The organism is Cohnella rhizoplanae (assembly GCF_948329515.1).
GTDB lineage: Bacteria > Bacillota > Bacilli > Paenibacillales > Paenibacillaceae > Cohnella > Cohnella rhizoplanae.
The window spans coordinates 84,383-102,779 of the sequence record NZ_CAOJCN010000008.1 but is presented as its reverse complement, the minus strand read 5'-3'; the positions used below and the strand labels follow the sequence as shown (position 1 = coordinate 102,779).

At 56.6% G+C, this 18,397-nt stretch carries 16 protein-coding genes; 14 read left to right on the top strand and 2 right to left on the bottom strand.

Annotated elements, in window-relative coordinates:
* The first annotated feature begins 129 nt into the window (after positions 1–129).
* A complete protein-coding gene (locus PQG80_RS14110) occupies positions 130–1,185 on the top strand; it encodes an LLM class flavin-dependent oxidoreductase (RefSeq protein ID WP_271752010.1) in 1,056 nt (351 codons plus the stop codon).
* Positions 1,186–1,553: 368 nt separating this feature from the next.
* Positions 1,554–1,988, top strand: a complete 435-nt coding sequence (locus PQG80_RS14105) for a hypothetical protein (protein WP_271752009.1) — start codon at positions 1,554–1,556, stop codon at positions 1,986–1,988.
* A 96-nt stretch (positions 1,989–2,084) separates the two neighbouring features.
* Here the strand turns inward: PQG80_RS14105 and PQG80_RS14100 are convergent, their stop codons facing one another.
* Positions 2,085–3,329, bottom strand: coding sequence for a sialidase family protein (locus PQG80_RS14100; RefSeq protein ID WP_271752008.1), 1,245 nt, complete (start codon positions 3,327–3,329; stop codon positions 2,085–2,087).
* A gap of 171 nt (positions 3,330–3,500) precedes the next feature.
* Between PQG80_RS14100 and PQG80_RS14095 the strand changes: the two genes are divergently transcribed.
* The 6 genes from PQG80_RS14095 (at position 3,501) to PQG80_RS14070 (ending at position 9,305) form a co-directional block, all read left to right on the top strand.
* Positions 3,501–3,878, top strand: a complete 378-nt coding sequence (locus tag PQG80_RS14095) for a hypothetical protein (RefSeq protein ID WP_271752007.1) — start codon at positions 3,501–3,503, stop codon at positions 3,876–3,878.
* 141 nt (positions 3,879–4,019) lie between these two features.
* Entirely contained in the window at positions 4,020–5,222 is a 1,203-nt protein-coding gene (locus PQG80_RS14090) for a glycosyltransferase family 2 protein (protein WP_271752006.1), read from the top strand.
* Between the two features lie 12 nt (positions 5,223–5,234).
* The gene (locus tag PQG80_RS14085) at positions 5,235–6,308 is read left to right on the top strand and encodes a glycosyltransferase family 4 protein (protein WP_271752005.1); all 1,074 of its coding nucleotides are present in this window, start codon (positions 5,235–5,237) and stop codon (positions 6,306–6,308) included.
* A 312-nt stretch (positions 6,309–6,620) separates the two neighbouring features.
* Complete coding sequence (locus PQG80_RS14080; protein ID WP_271752004.1) at positions 6,621–7,235, top strand: DUF47 domain-containing protein; 615 nt, start codon at positions 6,621–6,623, stop codon at positions 7,233–7,235.
* A 26-nt stretch (positions 7,236–7,261) separates the two neighbouring features.
* A complete protein-coding gene (locus PQG80_RS14075) occupies positions 7,262–8,257 on the top strand; it encodes an inorganic phosphate transporter (RefSeq protein WP_271752003.1) in 996 nt (331 codons plus the stop codon).
* A gap of 103 nt (positions 8,258–8,360) precedes the next feature.
* Positions 8,361–9,305 (top strand): DUF1861 family protein, encoded by a 945-nt coding sequence (locus PQG80_RS14070; protein WP_432432756.1) that lies wholly within the window; start codon positions 8,361–8,363, stop codon positions 9,303–9,305.
* Between the two features lie 513 nt (positions 9,306–9,818).
* Here the strand turns inward: PQG80_RS14070 and PQG80_RS14065 are convergent.
* A complete protein-coding gene (locus PQG80_RS14065; protein WP_271752001.1) occupies positions 9,819–10,400 on the bottom strand; it encodes a hypothetical protein in 582 nt (193 codons plus the stop codon).
* A 288-nt stretch (positions 10,401–10,688) separates the two neighbouring features.
* On the opposite strand from PQG80_RS14065, the gene PQG80_RS14060 reads away from it, so the two are divergent.
* From PQG80_RS14060 to PQG80_RS14035, 6 genes are all read left to right on the top strand, one after another.
* Entirely contained in the window at positions 10,689–11,030 is a 342-nt protein-coding gene (locus PQG80_RS14060; protein WP_271752000.1) for a YerC/YecD family TrpR-related protein, read from the top strand.
* Between the two features lie 327 nt (positions 11,031–11,357).
* Complete coding sequence (locus PQG80_RS14055; protein WP_271751999.1) at positions 11,358–13,154, top strand: cache domain-containing sensor histidine kinase; 1,797 nt, start codon at positions 11,358–11,360, stop codon at positions 13,152–13,154.
* A gap of 68 nt (positions 13,155–13,222) precedes the next feature.
* Positions 13,223–14,827: a response regulator gene (locus PQG80_RS14050; protein ID WP_271751998.1), complete on the top strand. Its 1,605-nt coding sequence runs from the start codon at positions 13,223–13,225 to the stop codon at positions 14,825–14,827.
* A gap of 191 nt (positions 14,828–15,018) precedes the next feature.
* Positions 15,019–16,401: an ABC transporter substrate-binding protein gene (locus PQG80_RS14045; RefSeq protein WP_271751997.1), complete on the top strand. Its 1,383-nt coding sequence runs from the start codon at positions 15,019–15,021 to the stop codon at positions 16,399–16,401.
* Between the two features lie 73 nt (positions 16,402–16,474).
* Positions 16,475–17,359 (top strand): carbohydrate ABC transporter permease, encoded by an 885-nt coding sequence (locus PQG80_RS14040; protein ID WP_271751996.1) that lies wholly within the window; start codon positions 16,475–16,477, stop codon positions 17,357–17,359.
* 23 nt (positions 17,360–17,382) lie between these two features.
* Positions 17,383–18,189, top strand: a complete 807-nt coding sequence (locus tag PQG80_RS14035; RefSeq protein WP_271751995.1) for a carbohydrate ABC transporter permease — start codon at positions 17,383–17,385, stop codon at positions 18,187–18,189.
* Positions 18,190–18,397: the final 208 nt, after the last annotated feature.

The following is an 18,397-nucleotide window of genomic DNA, read 5'->3' as shown; positions in this document are numbered from 1 at the left end:
GATGCATTCAAAAACTCTATTAGACACTTCTTCGGGGCAGGGCTTATAGTAGGGGCGTTGTGATTCTGACTAAAAAGCCTGGAATAGTGTGAAGAATCGATTCGGTCCCATATCCCGAGGAGGTCCACCATGAAATTTGCCTTATTCAGCCTGCTGATGAACATACCGAACGCGGTGACCGGGGAGACGCTGACCGACCAGGAGAAGTTTCAAAACGTGCTGAAGCAGGCTGCGCTAGCCGAGGAACTAGGCTTCGATGCATACGGCGTGGGAGAGCGGCACGGCGAGCCCTTCCTGTCGTCGTCGCCGGCCGTCGTGCTGACCGCCGTCGCCGCGCGGACGTCGCGGATACGGCTATTGACGACGGTGACGGTGCTGAGCGTGCTCGATCCGGTGCGCGTCGCCGAGGACTATGCCACGCTCGACCATCTCTCCGGCGGCCGGCTCGAGCTCATCATCGGCAAGGGCAACGATCCGCGCCACTATCCGTTGTTCGGCATCCGGGAGGAGGAGCAGTGGGAATCGCTCGCAGAGCGTTACGCGCTGCTGAAGCGTTTGTGGACGGAGGAGAAGGTGTCCTGGGAAGGCAAGTACCGCCCGCCGCTAAGCGAAGTGACGACCTATCCGAGACCGTATCAAACGCGAATCCCCATATGGCACGGCAGCGCCTCGAGTCCGCTCTCGACGGAGCTGGCCGCGAAGTTCGGAGAGCCGATCTTCTCGTCCAACACGTTCCATCCGATGGCTAAGTATCAGGCGCTGATCGACCATTACCGCGAACGTCTGGCCTACTACGGCCACGATCCGAAGGACGCGCTCATCGGCGCGGGAGCGGGCCAGCTGTACCTGGCGGATACGAAGGAGGAAGCCATCCGCCGGTTTCGGCCTTATTACGACGCGTTCAGCGCGACGGCATCTTCGCAGCACAACCAGTCGCCGTTCGCGGGTCTCGAGGACGCGATCGCGCGGGGCTCAATGCTGGTCGGCAGCGCGGACAGCGTGATCGAGAAGGTGCTGCGTTACTACGAGGGGTTCGGCAATCAGGTGCTGGCGATCAGCGTGGACGGGCTCTCCGAGGTCGAGCAGCGCGAGCAGATCGAGCGCTTCGCCGCGGACGTCATGCCCGCGCTGCGCCGGGAGATCCCGAGCGCGGTATGGAGCGGGCCGACGCTGCAGCGGGTTTGAGGAGGCGCCGCGACGTAGGAGCGATGTGCATTGCAAGCCAACAATCCGGCCTATCGCCTGCACTAGAAGAGGCGATGCGCCCAACTCACGCGCAATCTGGCGAATCGCCTTTACTAGGAGAGGCGATGCGCCCCGCTCAGCAACAATCTAGCCTATCGCCTGCACTAGAAGAGGCGGCGAACCCCGCTCGCCAGCAATCCGGCCTATCGTCTTCACTGCAACAGGCGATGGCGTCCCACTCGACTCTGCCCCTTCGCGGCCTGCCCTAAGCACCCTCCGCGCGCGTCAAAAGGGCGATTAGCGCGGTGGCCATCGCACAGACCGGCTGTCCCTCTTAGTCATAAAATATGGCGAGGGAGGGATAACTTATGGCAGCTAGATTTTTGGAGTCCAAAACTTCGCAAAACGCGAGTTACGCCAACTCGATCGCGATTCCGATCAGCGTGATCAACACGCCGCAACTGGTCGCCCAGCAGACGCTCGACCTGTCGGCAGGGACCGCGGGCTTGACCCGGGTCGAGTTCACGGGGGTCATGGCGCTGCAGCTCCCATTGGTGCCCGTCGTGACCAACATCACGATATTGGTCTATAGGGGGCTGACGACCGGCGGCGTGCTCGTATTCTCGGCATCCGAGAACCTTAATGTCGCCATCCTCGGGCCGCAGTTGATCACGATCGCCGGCTCGGACTTTAACGCGCCGAATATCGGCAACGTGCCCTATACGGTGTTCGTGACCGCCTCCCTGCTCGGGACGACCCGAGTAGGACCCGAGAGCTTCAACTTCACGGCCGTATCGGACTGATCCGCCTTCGCGCGAAAAAAGCGCAATCATCAAAAAGGGATAAAGCAGAGCATTCTCTGCTTTATCCCTTTTCTGTGCCTGCGCGTTGCGGCGCGCTTACGGAATGACGATATCCGAATACCCCGCGAAGATCGTCTGCGTGCCCGGGCTTGTATCCGTCCATATGCCGATATATCCGCCGGGAGGGACGCTGACGATGTCGATGTAGTCCCCGATCAGAGAGACGGGGGTCGGATTGCTGCCATTCGGGTTAAACGAAGTGTTCGTGATGCGGGTGTTGGTGAACGTCGCTCCGCCGTTGATCGAACGCGCCACGTAGACGTCCAGATCGAAGCCGTTGACCTGATTGCTGTAGTAAATGATATTGACGACGCCGGTCAGCGGGTCCACGTCGACGGACGGAAAGAAGTTCTGGGTGCCGGCGGGCGCGCCCGTGATGGGGACCGGCGCGGACCAATTCACGCCGTTGTCTATCGATTTGGACATGAAGATATTGGCGTAGCCTTGACGATAGTCCTGCCACACCGCGTAGACCGCTCCGGTGTTGGGCCCGATGGACCGGTCCGTGGAGATGCTGGCGAAGGTGAGCACCCGAAAGCCATAGCCCGGCACGGGAAGGATGGTCGGAACGGGGACGATGTTCGACACAAGCACGGACGGCTCGAACGTCACCCCTCCATCCAGCGATCTGCGGATGACATAACGATAGCTGGGATTGACGGTTACCCAGGCGGCATACACGATGCCGGTGAGACTCACCGCGACTTCCGGCCGCTCGACCTGGTCCGATTCGCTGGACAGCAGCACCGGCGTATTCCAGGTTGTCCCCATGTCGGTCGATCGCTGAAAGAAAGCCGTCGAATTCCCGCTGTTCGCGACATTGAATTGATGGTTGTACGTGAGGTACAGATTGCCGAGATAAGGGCTGGATTGGCCCGTATCCGCCGTGATATTGGTCTCGTCGTTGTTAATGTAGGTGCCGTAGCCCGGCGCTACGATCTTGGGGGGAGTGAACGTCGCTCCATTGTCCGTGGATACATAAACGACGGTCGTACCGAAGGATGCGCCGGGAAACACGTGTACGGCGACGGCGAACGTGCTTGGAAACGCATAAGTCACCGTCGGCGCTTCGGCGCCGGTGAACCCGGGGGGCAAAGGGAGCAAGGTGTTGCTCCAACTGAAGCCGCCGTCCAAAGAGCGATACAATCCCGTCATAGGCACGCCAGTCGTCGTGTCGACGGATACCGCCACCATGATACCCGGAATCAGTAAATTCACGGCGACGCTCGGCTCGAACTTGGGGAAGCCCGCAGGCGTTACCTGAAAGTTGAAATTGGTCAAGCCTTCTCTCCCCCTCTGCGTCAGTCATAGCTTATTCTATAGCGATCTCGAACAAGCCACCTATGCGCCTGCCTGCCGCGGACAAAAAAATGCGCGATTTCCGGGGCGTAGTTGTCCAGCTACTCCTCGCGCGGCAGGAATAGAGTAGAGAGAGGGAAGGAGGGAGATCTCATGCCGACTTATACGACGGGTCTTATCACGAACACGAGAGCGTCAGGCACGGCGGCAACCAATATCGTCGTCAGCGCCCGCAACCTGAGCAACGCGAGCGCGACGGTCGTCGTTGAAGTGTTCGGCGTTCCCAGCAGCACGCTGGTTTTGACGCCGCTTTACGTTACCGGCTATATCCTGCCTGCTTTTTCATCCGACATCCGCAGCTTTTTCATCGCCGGGAACGTGTCCTATGAAGTGCAATACAGCGTCACGGCCACGCTAACCCAGGTCGCGATGTCCACTTACGGATTGGACGAATTCGGCAATCTCGTGACCGAGCAGCGCGTACTGCAGTCCGAGCTCACGCCGACGAGCGGATTGACGATACCGATATAAACTTGCCGCAGTCCGGCCCGGCGTGCGAACGCCGGGCTTTTCGCGCGGAGAAATCGAGAGCCGGGCAGGGTTAGTCGCACAAGCAATTCGGCGGGAGTCCCATACACTAACATCATCTATGCGCGGAAGAGGTGACGCTTCATGGTCGACTTGGGCGTCGTCATGCCCGTCTACAAGCAAAAGCCGGCGTTTCTGAAGGCCGCGCTGGAGTCCGTGCTTCGGCAATCGTACATGGATTTTAAGCTGATCGTCGTTATCGACGGCGCGCCCGAGATGGAGCCGCTCGTACGGCAGTACATCGACGGCGACGCGCGGGCCGAGGTGATGCCGCTCGGCCAAAACCAGGGCGTGGCGAACGCGCTGAACGCGGGGTTCAAGAAGCTGTATAAAATGAAGCAGATTCGATATTTGACCTGGGTTTCCAGCGACAACGTGTATTATCCGGCTTTTTTCGAGACGCTGCGCAAGGCGCTGGCCAAGGGACCCGACGAGCTCGGCCTCGTCTACAGCTCCTTCCAATCCATCGACAACGAAGACAGGCCGCTGAACGACGAGAGCAAGCTCGCTGCGCTGCGCCAATATCAATCCAAGCCCAAAGACAAACTGCTCGACTCCTCGATCATCGGGGTCTCTTTTATGTATAAGGCGAAGTACGCCAAAATGATCGACGGCTACGGGCTGCAGCCCGTCGAGGATTACGATTATTGGCTGCGGCTGACGGAGCATTGCGAGATCAAATACATCCCCGTCGAATTGATGGATTACCGGGTCAACTCGACCTTCAGCATCTCGGCCACGCTCCAGACGGTTGCGCAGCACCGGTATTGGCGATATCGCTATCATCTGGCGAGACACCTGGCCAGGGGCCGCAGGAATATCGAACCGCTCGTCACCGTGATCTATCCGGTGAGCGTAGTGGACGGAAGCTCGATCGAGCGACTGGAAAATTTATACGAGCAGGCGTTCAGCAATTACTATTGCTACGTGCTGGATCTGACGCCGGGCGGTCAGGCGACCGCGCTGCTATCCTCGGTCTCGCATCCGGTGACGGACTTCAAGTCGTTCGCGAACGAGTCGGAGATCAAAGCGCTGTTATACGCCGTGCAGATGCTCCGCACGAGATATACGATGGTGCTGGGTCCGGCGCTTTTTCCCGATCCGATGGATATGGAGTTCATGATCGCGCAGCTGTCCAAGGCCGACGAGACTGCGATGTCCTCCTTTTATACCGCGGACCGCACGGACATCCGTTACCGTCGCCACAACGAAGCGCCGCCGAGGCCGGACCTGTACAACGAGCTTTTTCGCACGGAAGCCCTACTCGCGATTTTAAAAACATTATGAATGAGTGATGAGATGAAAATCCTGTTCACCTTCTATAATCCGAGCGGCGGCATGGAGACGCTGAACCGGGTTCGCAGCCGTGCGTTGATGCGCGCCGGGCACGAGTGCCACCTGCTCTATACGCACGACGGCCAGGGACGCAAAAACATCAGCGGCATCAAGACGTTCGTCACGGGAAACGACTTCCTGATCGAGCGGCTGATCGAGCGTGAGAGCTACGACGTGATCGTGGTGTGCACGGACATCTTTTTAATGGAGAAAATCCGGAATTGGGCGTACGAAGGAACGGTAATCTTCGAGGTGCAGGGGCTCGGCACGTACGAGACCGCGAGCGCGATTCTCGAAGACTTCGCGCCTCGGGTGCGGGTCTATGCGGATGCGCTGCTCTATCCCAAGACGGACCACCTGATCGAGCTGATGCGGCGCCTTTTCCCCCAGCTGCCCCATTTCTGCTTCGACGATCCGCTGGATGCCGAACAGTTCGGCTACGAATCTTATCCTAAGAAGCCATATCCGATCCTGGGGTGGGTCGGACGGCTGGAGAAAAATAAAAATTGGCAAGATTACTTGCTGATCGGGGCGAACCTGAGAGGGTATTATCCGCAGCTGCAACTGTGGATGTTCGACGACAACACCTTGTCCGATCCGCCGGAAAAGGCTGCCTTCGAGCAGACCCTGCAGTACCTGAAGCTGTCGGACCGGCTGGTGCGGCATTCGAACATTCCGCATGGGCAGATGGCGGATTACCTGTCGATCATCGGGGACTCCGGCGGATTCCTGTGCTCGACCTCGATCATGGAAGGCTTCGGTTATGCAGTGGCAGAGGCGATGCTGTGCAGATGCCCCGTACTCTCTACGGATTCGGACGGCGTCCGCAGGTTCATCCGGCACGACAAGACCGGGAAGTTCTACCGCAGGGGCGATATCGCGCACGCGACGGAGGAGGCGTTGTCCCTGATGAGCGACCTCGCGCTTCGCGCCGCCATTGTCGAATCCGCGGAGAAGCATATCCGCAGCAGTTTTTCCGCCCACCTCTACGCGAAGCAGTTCATGCGCATGATGCGCCAGCTCGGCCGCAACGAGTAGCGAAGCCGCTACCGTGGCGGCTTTTTGCGCGAGAAGGTTATTTTCAGCGAATGGTACGCCGACCCTCAACTCCTTTTAAGCAAACCCGTCCACAATGGTTATAAATATACTAGCGTGCGCAAGCGGCGGAAAGCCTGGGCGGATTAGAAGATGGCTGGGAGGCAAAACTAATCGTAAACCTCCGTTTGTCAGGCCCTATACCATGCCTGTCCGCTGTGATAAAATATGTAAGGCAAATCGTGTCAAGATCGTGTAATGGTTTGGAAGCGATGGCAAATCAAGGCATTCATTGGTGAAAGAAGGGGCTTAAACGTGTTCCGGAAAAAAGACATTTTTTTTAAAACGCTCGAGGATATGGCCGATCTGATCATGGAGACGACCGAGCGGTTCGTGGCTGCCGTCAATAGCGAAATTCCCGACCCGAGCGCGTTCTCCAAGGAAATGAAGGATTACGAGCATCGCGGCGACCAGTTCGCCCATCTGATCATTACCGAGCTGAACAAGACGTTCATCACGCCGATCGAGCGCGAGGACATTCTGGAGCTGACCAAGCTGCTGGACGACGTGCTGGACGGCATCGAGGCCGTCGCTTCCCGCTTCGATATGTACCATGTGAAAAAACCTGACGGAAACATCCGCAAATTCGCGGATTGCCTGCACCGTTCGGCTGTCGAGATCAAGTCCGCGATCTATCTGCTGGGCCAGAAGAAGCTGCTCGCGATCCAGACCCACTGCGTGAAGCTGAACGAGCTGGAGAACGAAGGCGACGATCTGCTTCGCGAGAGCGTGAAGACGCTGTTCCTGAACGTGAAGGATCCGATCGAGCTGATCAAGCTCAAGGAAATCTACGAGCGGCTCGAGCAGACGACGGATTCCTGCGAGGATGTCGCCAACACGCTGCAATCCATTATCATGCGCAATTCTTGATGCGCCCGGGACAGGACTGAATAAGCATGGATCTCACAGTAATAGTGGTTATCATCGTTATCCTGGCGCTGGGTTTCGACTTCATCAACGGCTTCCACGATACGGCGAACGCGATCGCGACCTCGGTCTCCACCCGCGCGCTCAAGCCTCGCGTGGCTATATTGATGGCGGCTACCATGAACCTCGTCGGCGCCCTTATGTTTACCGGCGTCGCCAAGACGATCGGGGGCAAGGTGGCGGATCCGTTAAAGCTCGAGCATGGCCTCACGGTCGTCATCGCCACGCTGATCGCGGCCATCATCTGGAACCTGATCACCTGGTGGAAGGGGATCCCATCCTCCTCCTCGCACGCGCTGATCGGCGCGCTCGCCGGTGCGGCGGTCGCTTCCGCGGGCTGGTCCGGCATTAACGCCAGCGGATTTTCGACAATCGTCATAGGTCTGCTTATTTCGCCAATCATTGCGTTCGTTTTGGGGTATATAATCATGTTCCTGCTGAAGCATCTGTTCGCGCGGACAAGCCCTCACCACGTGAACAAGGTATTCCGGTCGGGCCAGATCCTGACGGCTGCGCTCCAGTCGTTCACCCACGGCACCAACGATGCCCAGAAGGCGATGGGCATCATCACGCTGGCGTTGTTCTCGGCCGGTTGGCAGGACAACTTCGACGTGCCGCTCTGGGTCAAGATCTCGGCCGCGCTCGCGATGGCGCTCGGCACGTCGGTCGGCGGCTGGAAGATCATCAAGACGATGGGCACGAAGATTTTCAAGATCGAGCCGATCAACGGCTTTGCGGCGGATGCAAGCTCGGCGGCGGTCATTTTCACCGCGACGCTCACGCATTTGCCCGTCAGCACGACCCACGCGATTACTTCATCGATCCTCGGGGTCGGGGCGGCGAAACGGTTTTCCAGCGTCCGCTGGGACATGGCCGGCAGGATCATCATGACCTGGATCATCACGATCCCGATCTCTGCCTTGCTTGCAGCCGCGATATATGCCATATTGAGCCTGTTTCATTAAAAAATAGGCGCCGCAGCAATCGCCAATGTTGCCGTTTCCACATTCAATATAGAGAAACATGGTGTTCTCCTAGGGACGGAGTCTGGAGGAATTCGCGCTTATGATCCAAGCATCCGCACAGAAAGCCAAATCATGCGTTGAACTGCTCAAGGAGTTCCGGCTCAAAGGCACGGACGCCCGGGGCGAAAAACTCATCTTCGGCGGAGTGGGCAGACGCGACGTGTACAACGTGACCGCGCCGTTCCTCGACGAAGGGGAATGGGTCATCGCGGGCCGGGTCGAGGACCGGGCGAGCGAGCGTTCTTCCATTATGTTTTTCGTCGAAAGCAACGGGAAATGGACGCCGCGCGAAGGCGCTCCGGTCCTGGAACTGCAGGATCCGTTCTTCACCTTCGTCCGCGGCGAGCTGGTGCTCGGCGGCGTACAGGTGTTCTTCGATCCGGACGATCCCCACTACGTGACGACGTGGCGCACGGTGTTCTACCGGGGCTACCGCGTCCGCGAGCTGCGGGAGTTCGCCCAGGGTCCGCTGACGATGAAGGACGTGCGCCTCATCGACCAGCAGAACGGCCGGATCGGCGTATTCACGCGTCCGATGCCGGTCGGCGACGCGCGGGCGATGATCGGCTACGCCGAGATCTCGGATCTCGACGAGCTGACCGAGGACCTGATGGCGGGCGCCGAGGTGCTGCAGGGGCAATTCCTGAAGGTCGAGTGGGGCGGGGCCAACGAGATCCACGTGCTGAACAACGGCAGGCTCGGCGTGCTCGGGCATGTCGCCTGGATGGACTACGGCAACATCCGCCACTACTACCCGATGGTGTTCGCGTTCGACCCGGCGACGCGCGCGCATACGCCGCTCAAGCTGATCGCGACGCGCAGCCTGTTCCCTGAAGGCCCTGCCAAGCGGCCGGACCTTGAGGACGTGCTCTTCAGCGGCGGCCTGCGCCGCAACGGCGACGGCACCGCGACGCTGTACACCGGCGTCAGCGACGCCGAGGCCGCGCGGATCGTCATCGAGGATCCGTTCGCCGAGTACGAGTCATAGGTTGTTAGAGACATGGACCGCTCCGGTTGGGGCGGTCTTTGTCGTGTCGCGGCGGGGAAGCGTGCCGTAAGTGGGAGAGCGTCGGAAGTGGCGGGGGAGAACGACGGAAGTAACATATATGGCGATACTTAGGCTCGTCCTAGGGAAGAATGTAACAAAATAGCGCTAGTTAGCGTTACATATTGGGGGATACATACTCATCACGCTGGCCCCCGAGTCAGAACGCTCGGGGGCCTTGCCTTTGCGTGGGGCAAGAGGGGGGGGGCAGCGGGAGAACGAACACAGTATCCGCTATTTTATCGTATGGGCGTGTTATAGGCGCTGCTGCGGACACAGGATCCGTTATCTGGGCCAAAAGCGACCGAAAAGCGCCTTCGGCTCAGGAATAGTGGATTCTGAGTCCGAAATCGAGCAAAACGGAGCCGATCACCGGAAATAGCGGATCCTGGGTCCATAAGCGATAGAGCCGCCCGGCGGCGGAGAACGTCACGGCGCGCGTCGCCTCCGCCCGCCTCATCGCCGTCGGCTGCCCGAGCGCCGTCTGGCGCCGCTGCCCGTACGCCGCCTACGGCTGCCGTAACCGCCGCCGGTGCCTGCGCGCCGGCGAGACGAGCGTCTGCGACGACGGCGGCGACGCGGGCGCGATGCGTATTCATCGTCATCGTCGTCCGCCTCCGCGGACTTCTTGCCCTTGGACGTGAACAGCTTGATGAGCGGCGCCATCTGCTGGACGGAGGACATGATCTTCTGGATCTTGCCGATGTTGCTCAGCAAGCCGTCGATGCCGCCCATTTTGTCGATGAAGCCCTTCACGTTCTCCAGATTGCCCGCGCTCAGCAGCGCGCTGAGTCCGCCGCCCTTCGCGGCGGGCGCGGCCGCCTGCGCGACGGTCTGCACCGGCGCTGCGCCGAAGAGCGCGGGCGGTCCGGAGACCGCTCCGCCGCCGAGACCCGGGAAGCCGCCGGCGCCGGGTGCGCCGCCGAAGCCGTCCAGGGTGCCGAAGGAGTCGAAGCCGGCTCCGCCGCCCTGCACGGGGAAGCCTGCCCCCGGGGCGCCGCTCCAATTGCGATTGTACGAAGACGGTATGCGGTTCATGCCATCACTTCCTTCTCTGCTCTGGATCGCCGCGCCCGCCCATGTCGCAGGGCAGGATGATCCTATGGCGGCGTCCGATGATACAGCATATGTGCGATGGCCCGGCGCCGAATGGACGAATGCCCGCCCAGATTCGGATTTTTGCGGCATTCGCCCGATTTTAGCTCTGTAAAGCGCGAATACGTTGCCGGTTGAACTGCTTAACCAAACGCAGTACAATAGAGTGAACCGCCATTCATGCTCCGTTTACGCAACGGAGCGACTCGTTAGAAACTGAGGTGTGCCTTAATGCAGCTGAAAAAGCTGAACGACAAGTCGATCGACCAATTGTTCGAAGCGATTCTGACACTGAAGTCCGTGGAGGAGTGCTACGTTTTCTTCGACGATCTGTGTACGGTCAACGAGATTCAATCGCTGTCCCAGCGGCTTGAAGTTGCGCGGATGCTCGGCAAGGGCCAGACATACAACCAGATCGAAGCGGAGACCGGCGCCAGCACGGCGACCATCTCGCGCGTGAAGCGGTGTCTGAACTACGGCAACGACGGCTACAAGTTGACGCTGGACCGTCTGGGCCGATTCGGCAAGGTAGCCGACGAAGCGGAGCACGCGACGGAGATCGAGAAGGTATAGCTAGTCCGGGGATGCCCGCCCAAGGGTGATCTTCGGAAGCTCGTATAGGATGACAGATACAGCGGGAGCAGGGGTGTTCGCGCGGCGCCGGATGGTGCCTGCGCGGGCAGCCCTTTCTTTATTCGTCTCCCGTCTTAACCCGCTGTCAGATTTCGAAGCCGCCGGCGCGGGAGCGCTCGGCGGCTTTTTATGGCGGAAGCGCGAAAAATGTCAAAATCCAGGACGAACGTCGCCCTGGCAAAATTCAAGTTGACAGGCAGGTCTCCTCTGCTAATACTGTAAAGTACACCGCTTACCGATCTTCCGGGGAAAGGAAGCTATCGCAAAATGAAAGGGTTTACAATGTATGTAGGCGGCATATCGATTAAAAATAAAATTTTTATCGCAAACCTGCTGATCATTGTCTTTTTTATCTCCACGCAAGCGATCTTCACCAACACGATCTCGCAAAAAGCCATTATCGGGAAGGCCGTCAACGGTTCTTCGCGCGAGCTTGTCCTCATCAAGAATAATCTGCAAACCTTGTTGTCTACGATCGAGGATTATTCTAAAATCCTGGCGAGCGACTATCGGTTGCAGAATGCGCTGTACAACGATCTGCTGAAAAACGATTCCGATGCGCGCACGCCTGTAACGGGATTGAGCAACCTCTCCATGAACAAAGTCCTCTCAGAGACGATCAGCAATATCGTAGAGCCGAACACCAAAATTAAAGCGGTAAGCATTCTCACCTCGAATCGGCAGTGGGTGGACGTGGGATTTGCCGATAACGAGTACGCCTCGCGCCTCTTCGGGGATGACGACGAGACCGCGGATCGTTCCTACTTGCCCGTCTGGACGGGGTTGATCAAGTTCAAATTCCGGTATGAAGGGGAGGACAACGTATTCGCGGTATCCAAGACGGTCGTTCATAAAGATACGGGAAAAACGATCGGCCGCGTTTTTTTATATGTCAAAGAAGCCGTGATCACCTCGATCTACGAGGAGGGGAAAAATTACAAGGGCGGACAATTTTATATTCTCGATTCGGACGGCAACATCATTTCCGCAAAAAACAAAGAATTGCTGTACCGTAATTTCAATGAGGCGTTCTCCATATCCATCCCCGACTTCGGGCAAAAAGACGTCAGCTTTACGCAGGCCGGCGGAAGCGAACGGATGCTGGTATCCACGCAACGATTTACGCCGCTGCATTGGACGATCGTCAGTACGGTTCCCATCGACGATATTACGTCGGAACGAAAGAAAATCAATCAGTTGATCATTGGAATCGGCGCGGTGTGCCTGCTTCTCGCTTTGATCGTTTCCTTTCTGCTGTCTCGCTCGATAACACGCCCTATCTTCCGTCTTGCCAAGACGATGCGGGAGATTCGAACGGGAAAGATGCATGTCAGAAGCGCATACCAATCTAGGGATGAGATCGGATATTTAAGCGACGGCTTCAACAATTTAATGGACCGCATCGAAGCTCTTATGGTCGAGAATACGGAAAAACAGAAGATGAAGGCCGAAATGGAGTTTAAATTGCTGCAATCTCAAATCAAGCCTCATTTTTTTTACAATACGGTCGTAACCATCATCTCGCTCATCAAGCTGAACATGGGAAAGGAAGCTATCACCGCGGCCCAGTATATGGCGGATTTCTATAAAATCTCGTTAAGCAACGGGAATGATATCATCTCCATTAAGGACGAAATGCGTTTAACGGCAAGCTACATGGAAATCCAGCAGCTCCGTTATGTGGAGTATATGACGTATACCATGGAAATCGACGAAGACATCCTGTTTTATTCCATTCCGAAGCTGACATTGCAGCCCATCGTGGAGAATGCCATCTATCACGGTCTGAAGATGAAAAACGAAAAAGGATTCGTACGCATCGGCGGACGGCGAGTCGGCGAGGAACTGCAAATCGAGATATTCGATAATGGGGTGGGCATGAATGAGAATCAAATCCAGGCGCTGATGACAGGAACGGCTGCATCCAAGGAAGGCGGATTTGGAATCAGGAGCGTATCTCATCGGATCCGAATGCTGTACGGAGACCGATACGGGCTGAGGGTAGAAAGCGAATTCGGCTCCTACACGAAGGTTACGATCGTTTTGCCTCTCAGACATTATTAACGTCCGCGTTTTCCATGAGACGAACAGATTGACCACACGCGCTGAGCGGTGAAACAGGAGGTTCTGTCATGTACAAGGTGCTTATCGTAGACGATGAATATTACTTCAGGCAAGCCCTGAAGATTTCGCTGCCGTGGACGGAGCTTGGCTTTCAAATCGCGGGGGAAGCCAAAAACGGCGCCGAAGCGCTGGAGCTCATGCCCGAGCTGAAGCCGGACGTCGTTCTGGTCGACATGAATATGCCGATTATGAACGGCATCGAATTTATACAAAAAGCCAAGCAGTGCGATCAAAGAACGAAATTCATGGTGCTGTCGGGGCACAGCGAATTTGTCTATGCCAGACAAGCCGTGCATCTGGGCGTATTCGATTATGTGCTGAAGCCCATTGACGAGGGAGAGCTGCGGAGCTCGCTGATGGACATGAAGGAACAGATCAGTACGGAACGCCTGGCCCGGATGGAGCTTGAGGATCTGCGGAAGCAAGCGAGGGAAAGCTTGCCTGTATTGAAGGAGCAAGCGCTGAACGGCTTGCTGCAGGGCAACGGCCACGCGGTATCGGCGCCCGGACAGGACCGCTTAGCCTACTTGGGGATCCAGGTGGAGGGCCCTTACTATCTGGCGGTCGTGGTCGATTTGGATCCTTGCGACGATTGGAACCGCGAAGAGGAGCTGCTGAGGCGCAAGGCCGTCGTCCAGGAGATCGCGGTGCGCGAGATGGAGAGCGTATATCAATGCGCCGTGTGCCGCGACTACGAAGACCGCTTGGTTATCGTCGTCGGATCGCCGGACGACTCGTGCAACGGGGTAGAATCGCTGTGCAGAGAGATTCGTAACAAGGTTCAAGACTTGCCGTTCTCGGCAACGATCGGAATCGGGAGCGGCTGCCGATCGTGGGCGTCGATTTCGGTTTCTTACAAGGAAGCGCTGCTTGCGTTGAAGCGCAGGTTCGTTATGGGGGGCAACGAGGTATTCACTTATGCCAAAGCAGCTGAAGCCGGCATGAACGTCAGTTTGTTCCCGGTGGAAAAAAGAAGCGGTTTGCTGATGTGCATGCGCATCGGCAACTTGTCCGTGACGGAGGAGTGGCTTGCGGCTTTTTTCGAGCATGTGCGCGCCAAGCAAGCCTCGATCGAGATGCTGCTGCTCGCCGGCATGGAGATCGTCTCGACGTGCGTAGAGTTTTTAGCCGAATCGTCTCAAGGCCTCGAGGATGTCTTCAGGCACACGACGCAGCCCGACATGCTTCAGCATGTCCAGCAAATGAAGACCTTGGGCGAGCTGGAAAGCTGGATACGTGCCTTAATCTTGAAAGTAATGGACCATGCGCACCGCCGAAAACCGAATCGATCCGCCAAGGTCATCGAAGAGGTTAAAGCGTACATAGCGAGCCATTATGGAAATGAAGAGCTGCGAATCGAAGATATCGCCAAGAGCGTGCATATGAATTACAATCACCTATGCTTTGTGTTCAAAAAGGAAACGACCGTCACCATTAATGACTATCTGACCGAAACGCGGATCATGAAAGCAAAGGAGCTCTTCGACCGGGGAGAGCAGGTCATCCAGGCCGTAGCGGCCCGGGTCGGATATGCGGACGCCAACTATTTCGGCAAGTGCTTCAAGAAATACATGGGGATTCCGCCCAGCAAGTACGTGAACAACATCGGATAGACCATTAAAAACAGACGCGAGAGAGGAAGCGAAACTTCTCTCTTGCGTCTTTTTTGCCGTTAATTTTACTTCTGGGCCTAGAATAATCTCTGTACTAAAAATGGGAAGATTCGTAAGATGAATTCAAGGTTGATATCGCTTTCAATGCCGAATCAATCCGAGACGAGATCGTATCGTAGGGGAGGCCAACCATGAAAAACAAGTCAAAGGCAAGGGCTGCGGTCCTTATGGCGAGCGCTTTGCTGCTCTTGTCGGCATGCAGCGGCGGGAATGAAAAAGGCAACAGTCAGCCGTCCGACAGCAGCCCGTCGGTCGCGGCGGGGAGCGCGGAAGCTCCCAAGGACAGCGCCCAGGAGAGCGCGGGGACGGACGGCAAAAAGATCAAAATGAGAGTCATCACGATTACGACCGACGAGAATCGCAATAACATCATGGAAAAATTCATTAAACCGAAAATCGCGGAAGCGCTCCCGAATCTCGAGGTCGAATTCGAGCCCGGCGGCGGCGGCGAGGATATGGCGAACAAGCTGAAAACGTTGAACGCGTCGGAGGATATGCCGGACGTATTCTGGAATGACGCGGGCTACTTCACGCCGCTCAAAAGCACGGGAAGCATTATGGATCTGACCCCTTATATCTCCAAGGATGGCTTCTTGAACAAGTATTCGGTACCGGATGCGCTGAAACACGTCGATGGAGGAATCTATAGTCTGTCTTCGGGCGCGGATACGTACTTCACGCCGGTGATCTTCTACCACAAAGATATGTTCGAGCAAGCCGGCGTTCAAGTGCCCGCTACGTTCGACGAGTTCGTTCAAATCTCGAAATCGCTCAAGAGCAAAGGGATGGTTCCGGCGGTTACGCCCGGCAAAGACGGATGGGGACCGAAGCTCTTCCTGCTGCAGCAGATGATACAGATCGGCGATCCGCAGGCGATGGCTGACCTCGTGAGCAATAAAACGAACTTCGACAACCCGTCCGTCCAGGAGGGAGCGGCCCGGATCGAGACGCTGGTCAAGGAAGGCGTGTTCCCCGATGGCATCGCCAACCTGGATTATGGACCGGCGATGGAGATGTTCACCTCTAAAAAGGCCGCTATGTTGATGATGTTCACCTGGGAGCTCCCGAATCTCGCCAAAGACGAGACGGTCGATTTCTTCCCGTTCCCGAGCGCCGGCGACAAGTATGATCCTACGAAATCCGTGCAGTTCTGGGGTTCTCCGCTGAACGGTTATGCGGTCAGCGGCAAGACCAAGCATCCGGATGAGGCGGTCCAGCTGGCCGAGTTCCTCGCCATGGCGGACGCCTTGTACTTCGAGACGACCGGAGCGCCGATCTCCCTGCAGACCGGCAACCCGTCTTCGGAAAAAAGCCCGCTGATGCAGAAGTTCGTGGACTGGTACAATCCGATTCCTCAGAAAATCGCTTCCATGGCGCTGAATTCGCTGGATGCGCGGGCATCCGCCGAGATCTCCACGCAAGGCGCGAACCTGTTGACGGGCGAATACGCCGCCGCGGACTTTAACAAAGCGCTGAGCAAGATCTGGAGCGAGAACACGTGGTTTAACAATTAACGGATCGACAACAGCTAATCCCCCTCGGCGAGCCCGCGGGGGGTTAGACATAAATTAAACGGTGGAGAGCGCTATGAACAAGTATTTCAGCACCAAGATGTCCCTTTTCGTGTTTGCTGCGCCGGCCTTGCTGCTGTTTACCGTCTTCTGCGTCTATCCGCTGCTCCCGGAGATCTGGATGAGCCTGCATGACCATGACGGATTCCGCAATCTTGGCTTTGTCGGGTTGGACAATTACAGGGAAGTGCTGTCGATGCCTTCCTTTTGGACCGCGCATAGAAATACGTATCTCATCGTCGGCATATCGCTGCTGCTGGGGCTGCCCCTGTCCATGATGCTCTCGCTCTTTATGGATGTGCAGACGCCAAGGCTGCGCCGCTTTTTTAAGACGGCGGCCATGTTTCCCGCCATTTTGTCGGTGACGGTCGTAGCCCAAATCTGGCTTGCGTTCTATGAGCCGAACTGGGGACTGTTCAATAGCATCCTTCATTCCATCGGACTAAGCGACTGGACGCACTCCTGGCTGACGGAAAAGAAAACGGTCATGCCCAGCATCGGGCTGTCGTTCCTATGGCAATATATCGGACTCAACGCGATCCTGTTCTATACGGGAATCAAGACGATCCCCAAAGACTACTATGAAGCGGCCTTGCTCGATGGCGCCAGCTTTGCGCAGGTGTGCCTTAAGATCACGATCCCCTTGCTGCAAAACGTCATCAAGTACGTATTGATTCTCTCTACGCTAGGCTCGATGGCCTTCTACTCGCATGTGCGCGTCATGACGGCCGGAGGACCCGGGGATACCTCGAGAACCGTGATCTACCAGATGTATTACATGGCGTTCGATACCTCCCAGTTTGGCAAAGGGACCGCGATTGCCGTGATCTTCATTCTTCAATGTCTCTTCATATCCTTCGTCATTCAGCGGTTCGTGGCGAGAGGGAAACTGGAGTTCTAAGCTAGGGAGTGATTTTTCTGAAAGTGTTGAGCCGATTGTTCTGGGTGGCCGTTGGCTGCACGTTTTTGTTTCCCTTGTATTGGATGGTTACGATGTCCCTGAAGTCGAAGAACGAGGCCTATGCCAATCCGTTCGGTATTCCGGCCTCTTGGGACTGGCTGAACTTCGGCGAAGCCTTGTCCAAATATCATTTTTACACCTACTTCCAGAACAGTCTGATCTATACCGCAGGGACGATCGCTCTCACGCTGACGACCGGGAGCATGCTCGCCTATTGCCTTAGCCGCATGCAGTGGAAGTTCAATTCGGCGGCGCTCTTCTATGTATCCCTGGGTCTGATCGTGCCGATTGAAGTCGTCGTCATTCCCCTGTTCCAATTGATTAAGACGCTGCATATTAAAAACAGCTACTTGGGTCTTATCCTGCCGTATTCCGGGTTCGCGATCGCTTCCTGCGTATTGATGCTGTACGCGTTCCTCCGGTCCTTGCCCAAGGAATTGGAGGAAGCGTCATGCATGGACGGAGCGAACGTGTATCAGACTTACTTCCGAATCATTTTTCCCATCGTCATGCCGGCGCTGATGACGCAATGCGTCCTGATATTCATTCGCATATGGAACGAGTTTCCGCTCGCCTTTATTATCGCCTCGAAGGATCAATTCCGGCCGCTCACCGTCGGATTGCTTAGTTATTTCATTAACGTCGGGGTCGCGGATTGGGGGCTGATCGGCGCCAGCATGCTGCTATCCAGCCTGCCTATGATCATCGTCTATCTGATCGGCAACGAGAAGATCGAAAACGCGCTGACGGCAGGGGCAATTTTAAAGTAATAGATCAAAGAGGAGAACCAGAGACACCGCCGAGGTGTCTTTTTTTACGACCGGAACATCTCCCGATAATATTCCTTATGCACAAACAATCGTCTCTGGGATTATTCAGGGATGCTGATATCATTAAGTCATTGATTGATAGCGCTTCCATCGTTGATGCAGGCGCGAATCGCTCAAAGCGGGAAAATTATATCCAAGGAGGTTTTAT

Bases quoted from the DNA above. Each gene is read 5' to 3' on its own strand.
- PQG80_RS14110 (WP_271752010.1), top strand. From the start codon at position 130: ATGAAATTTGCCTTATTCAGCCTGCTGATGAACATACCGAACGCGGTG.
- PQG80_RS14105 (WP_271752009.1), top strand. From the start codon at position 1,554: ATGGCAGCTAGATTTTTGGAGTCCAAAACTTCGCAAAACGCGAGTTAC.
- PQG80_RS14095 (WP_271752007.1), top strand. From the start codon at position 3,501: ATGCCGACTTATACGACGGGTCTTATCACGAACACGAGAGCGTCAGGC.
- PQG80_RS14090 (WP_271752006.1), top strand. From the start codon at position 4,020: ATGGTCGACTTGGGCGTCGTCATGCCCGTCTACAAGCAAAAGCCGGCG.
- PQG80_RS14085 (WP_271752005.1), top strand. From the start codon at position 5,235: ATGAAAATCCTGTTCACCTTCTATAATCCGAGCGGCGGCATGGAGACG.
- PQG80_RS14075 (WP_271752003.1), top strand. From the start codon at position 7,262: ATGGATCTCACAGTAATAGTGGTTATCATCGTTATCCTGGCGCTGGGT.
- PQG80_RS14065 (WP_271752001.1), bottom strand. From the start codon at position 10,400: ATGAACCGCATACCGTCTTCGTACAATCGCAATTGGAGCGGCGCCCCG.
- PQG80_RS14060 (WP_271752000.1), top strand. From the start codon at position 10,689: ATGCAGCTGAAAAAGCTGAACGACAAGTCGATCGACCAATTGTTCGAA.
- PQG80_RS14055 (WP_271751999.1), top strand. From the start codon at position 11,358: ATGAAAGGGTTTACAATGTATGTAGGCGGCATATCGATTAAAAATAAA.
- PQG80_RS14050 (WP_271751998.1), top strand. From the start codon at position 13,223: ATGTACAAGGTGCTTATCGTAGACGATGAATATTACTTCAGGCAAGCC.
- PQG80_RS14045 (WP_271751997.1), top strand. From the start codon at position 15,019: ATGAAAAACAAGTCAAAGGCAAGGGCTGCGGTCCTTATGGCGAGCGCT.
- PQG80_RS14040 (WP_271751996.1), top strand. From the start codon at position 16,475: ATGAACAAGTATTTCAGCACCAAGATGTCCCTTTTCGTGTTTGCTGCG.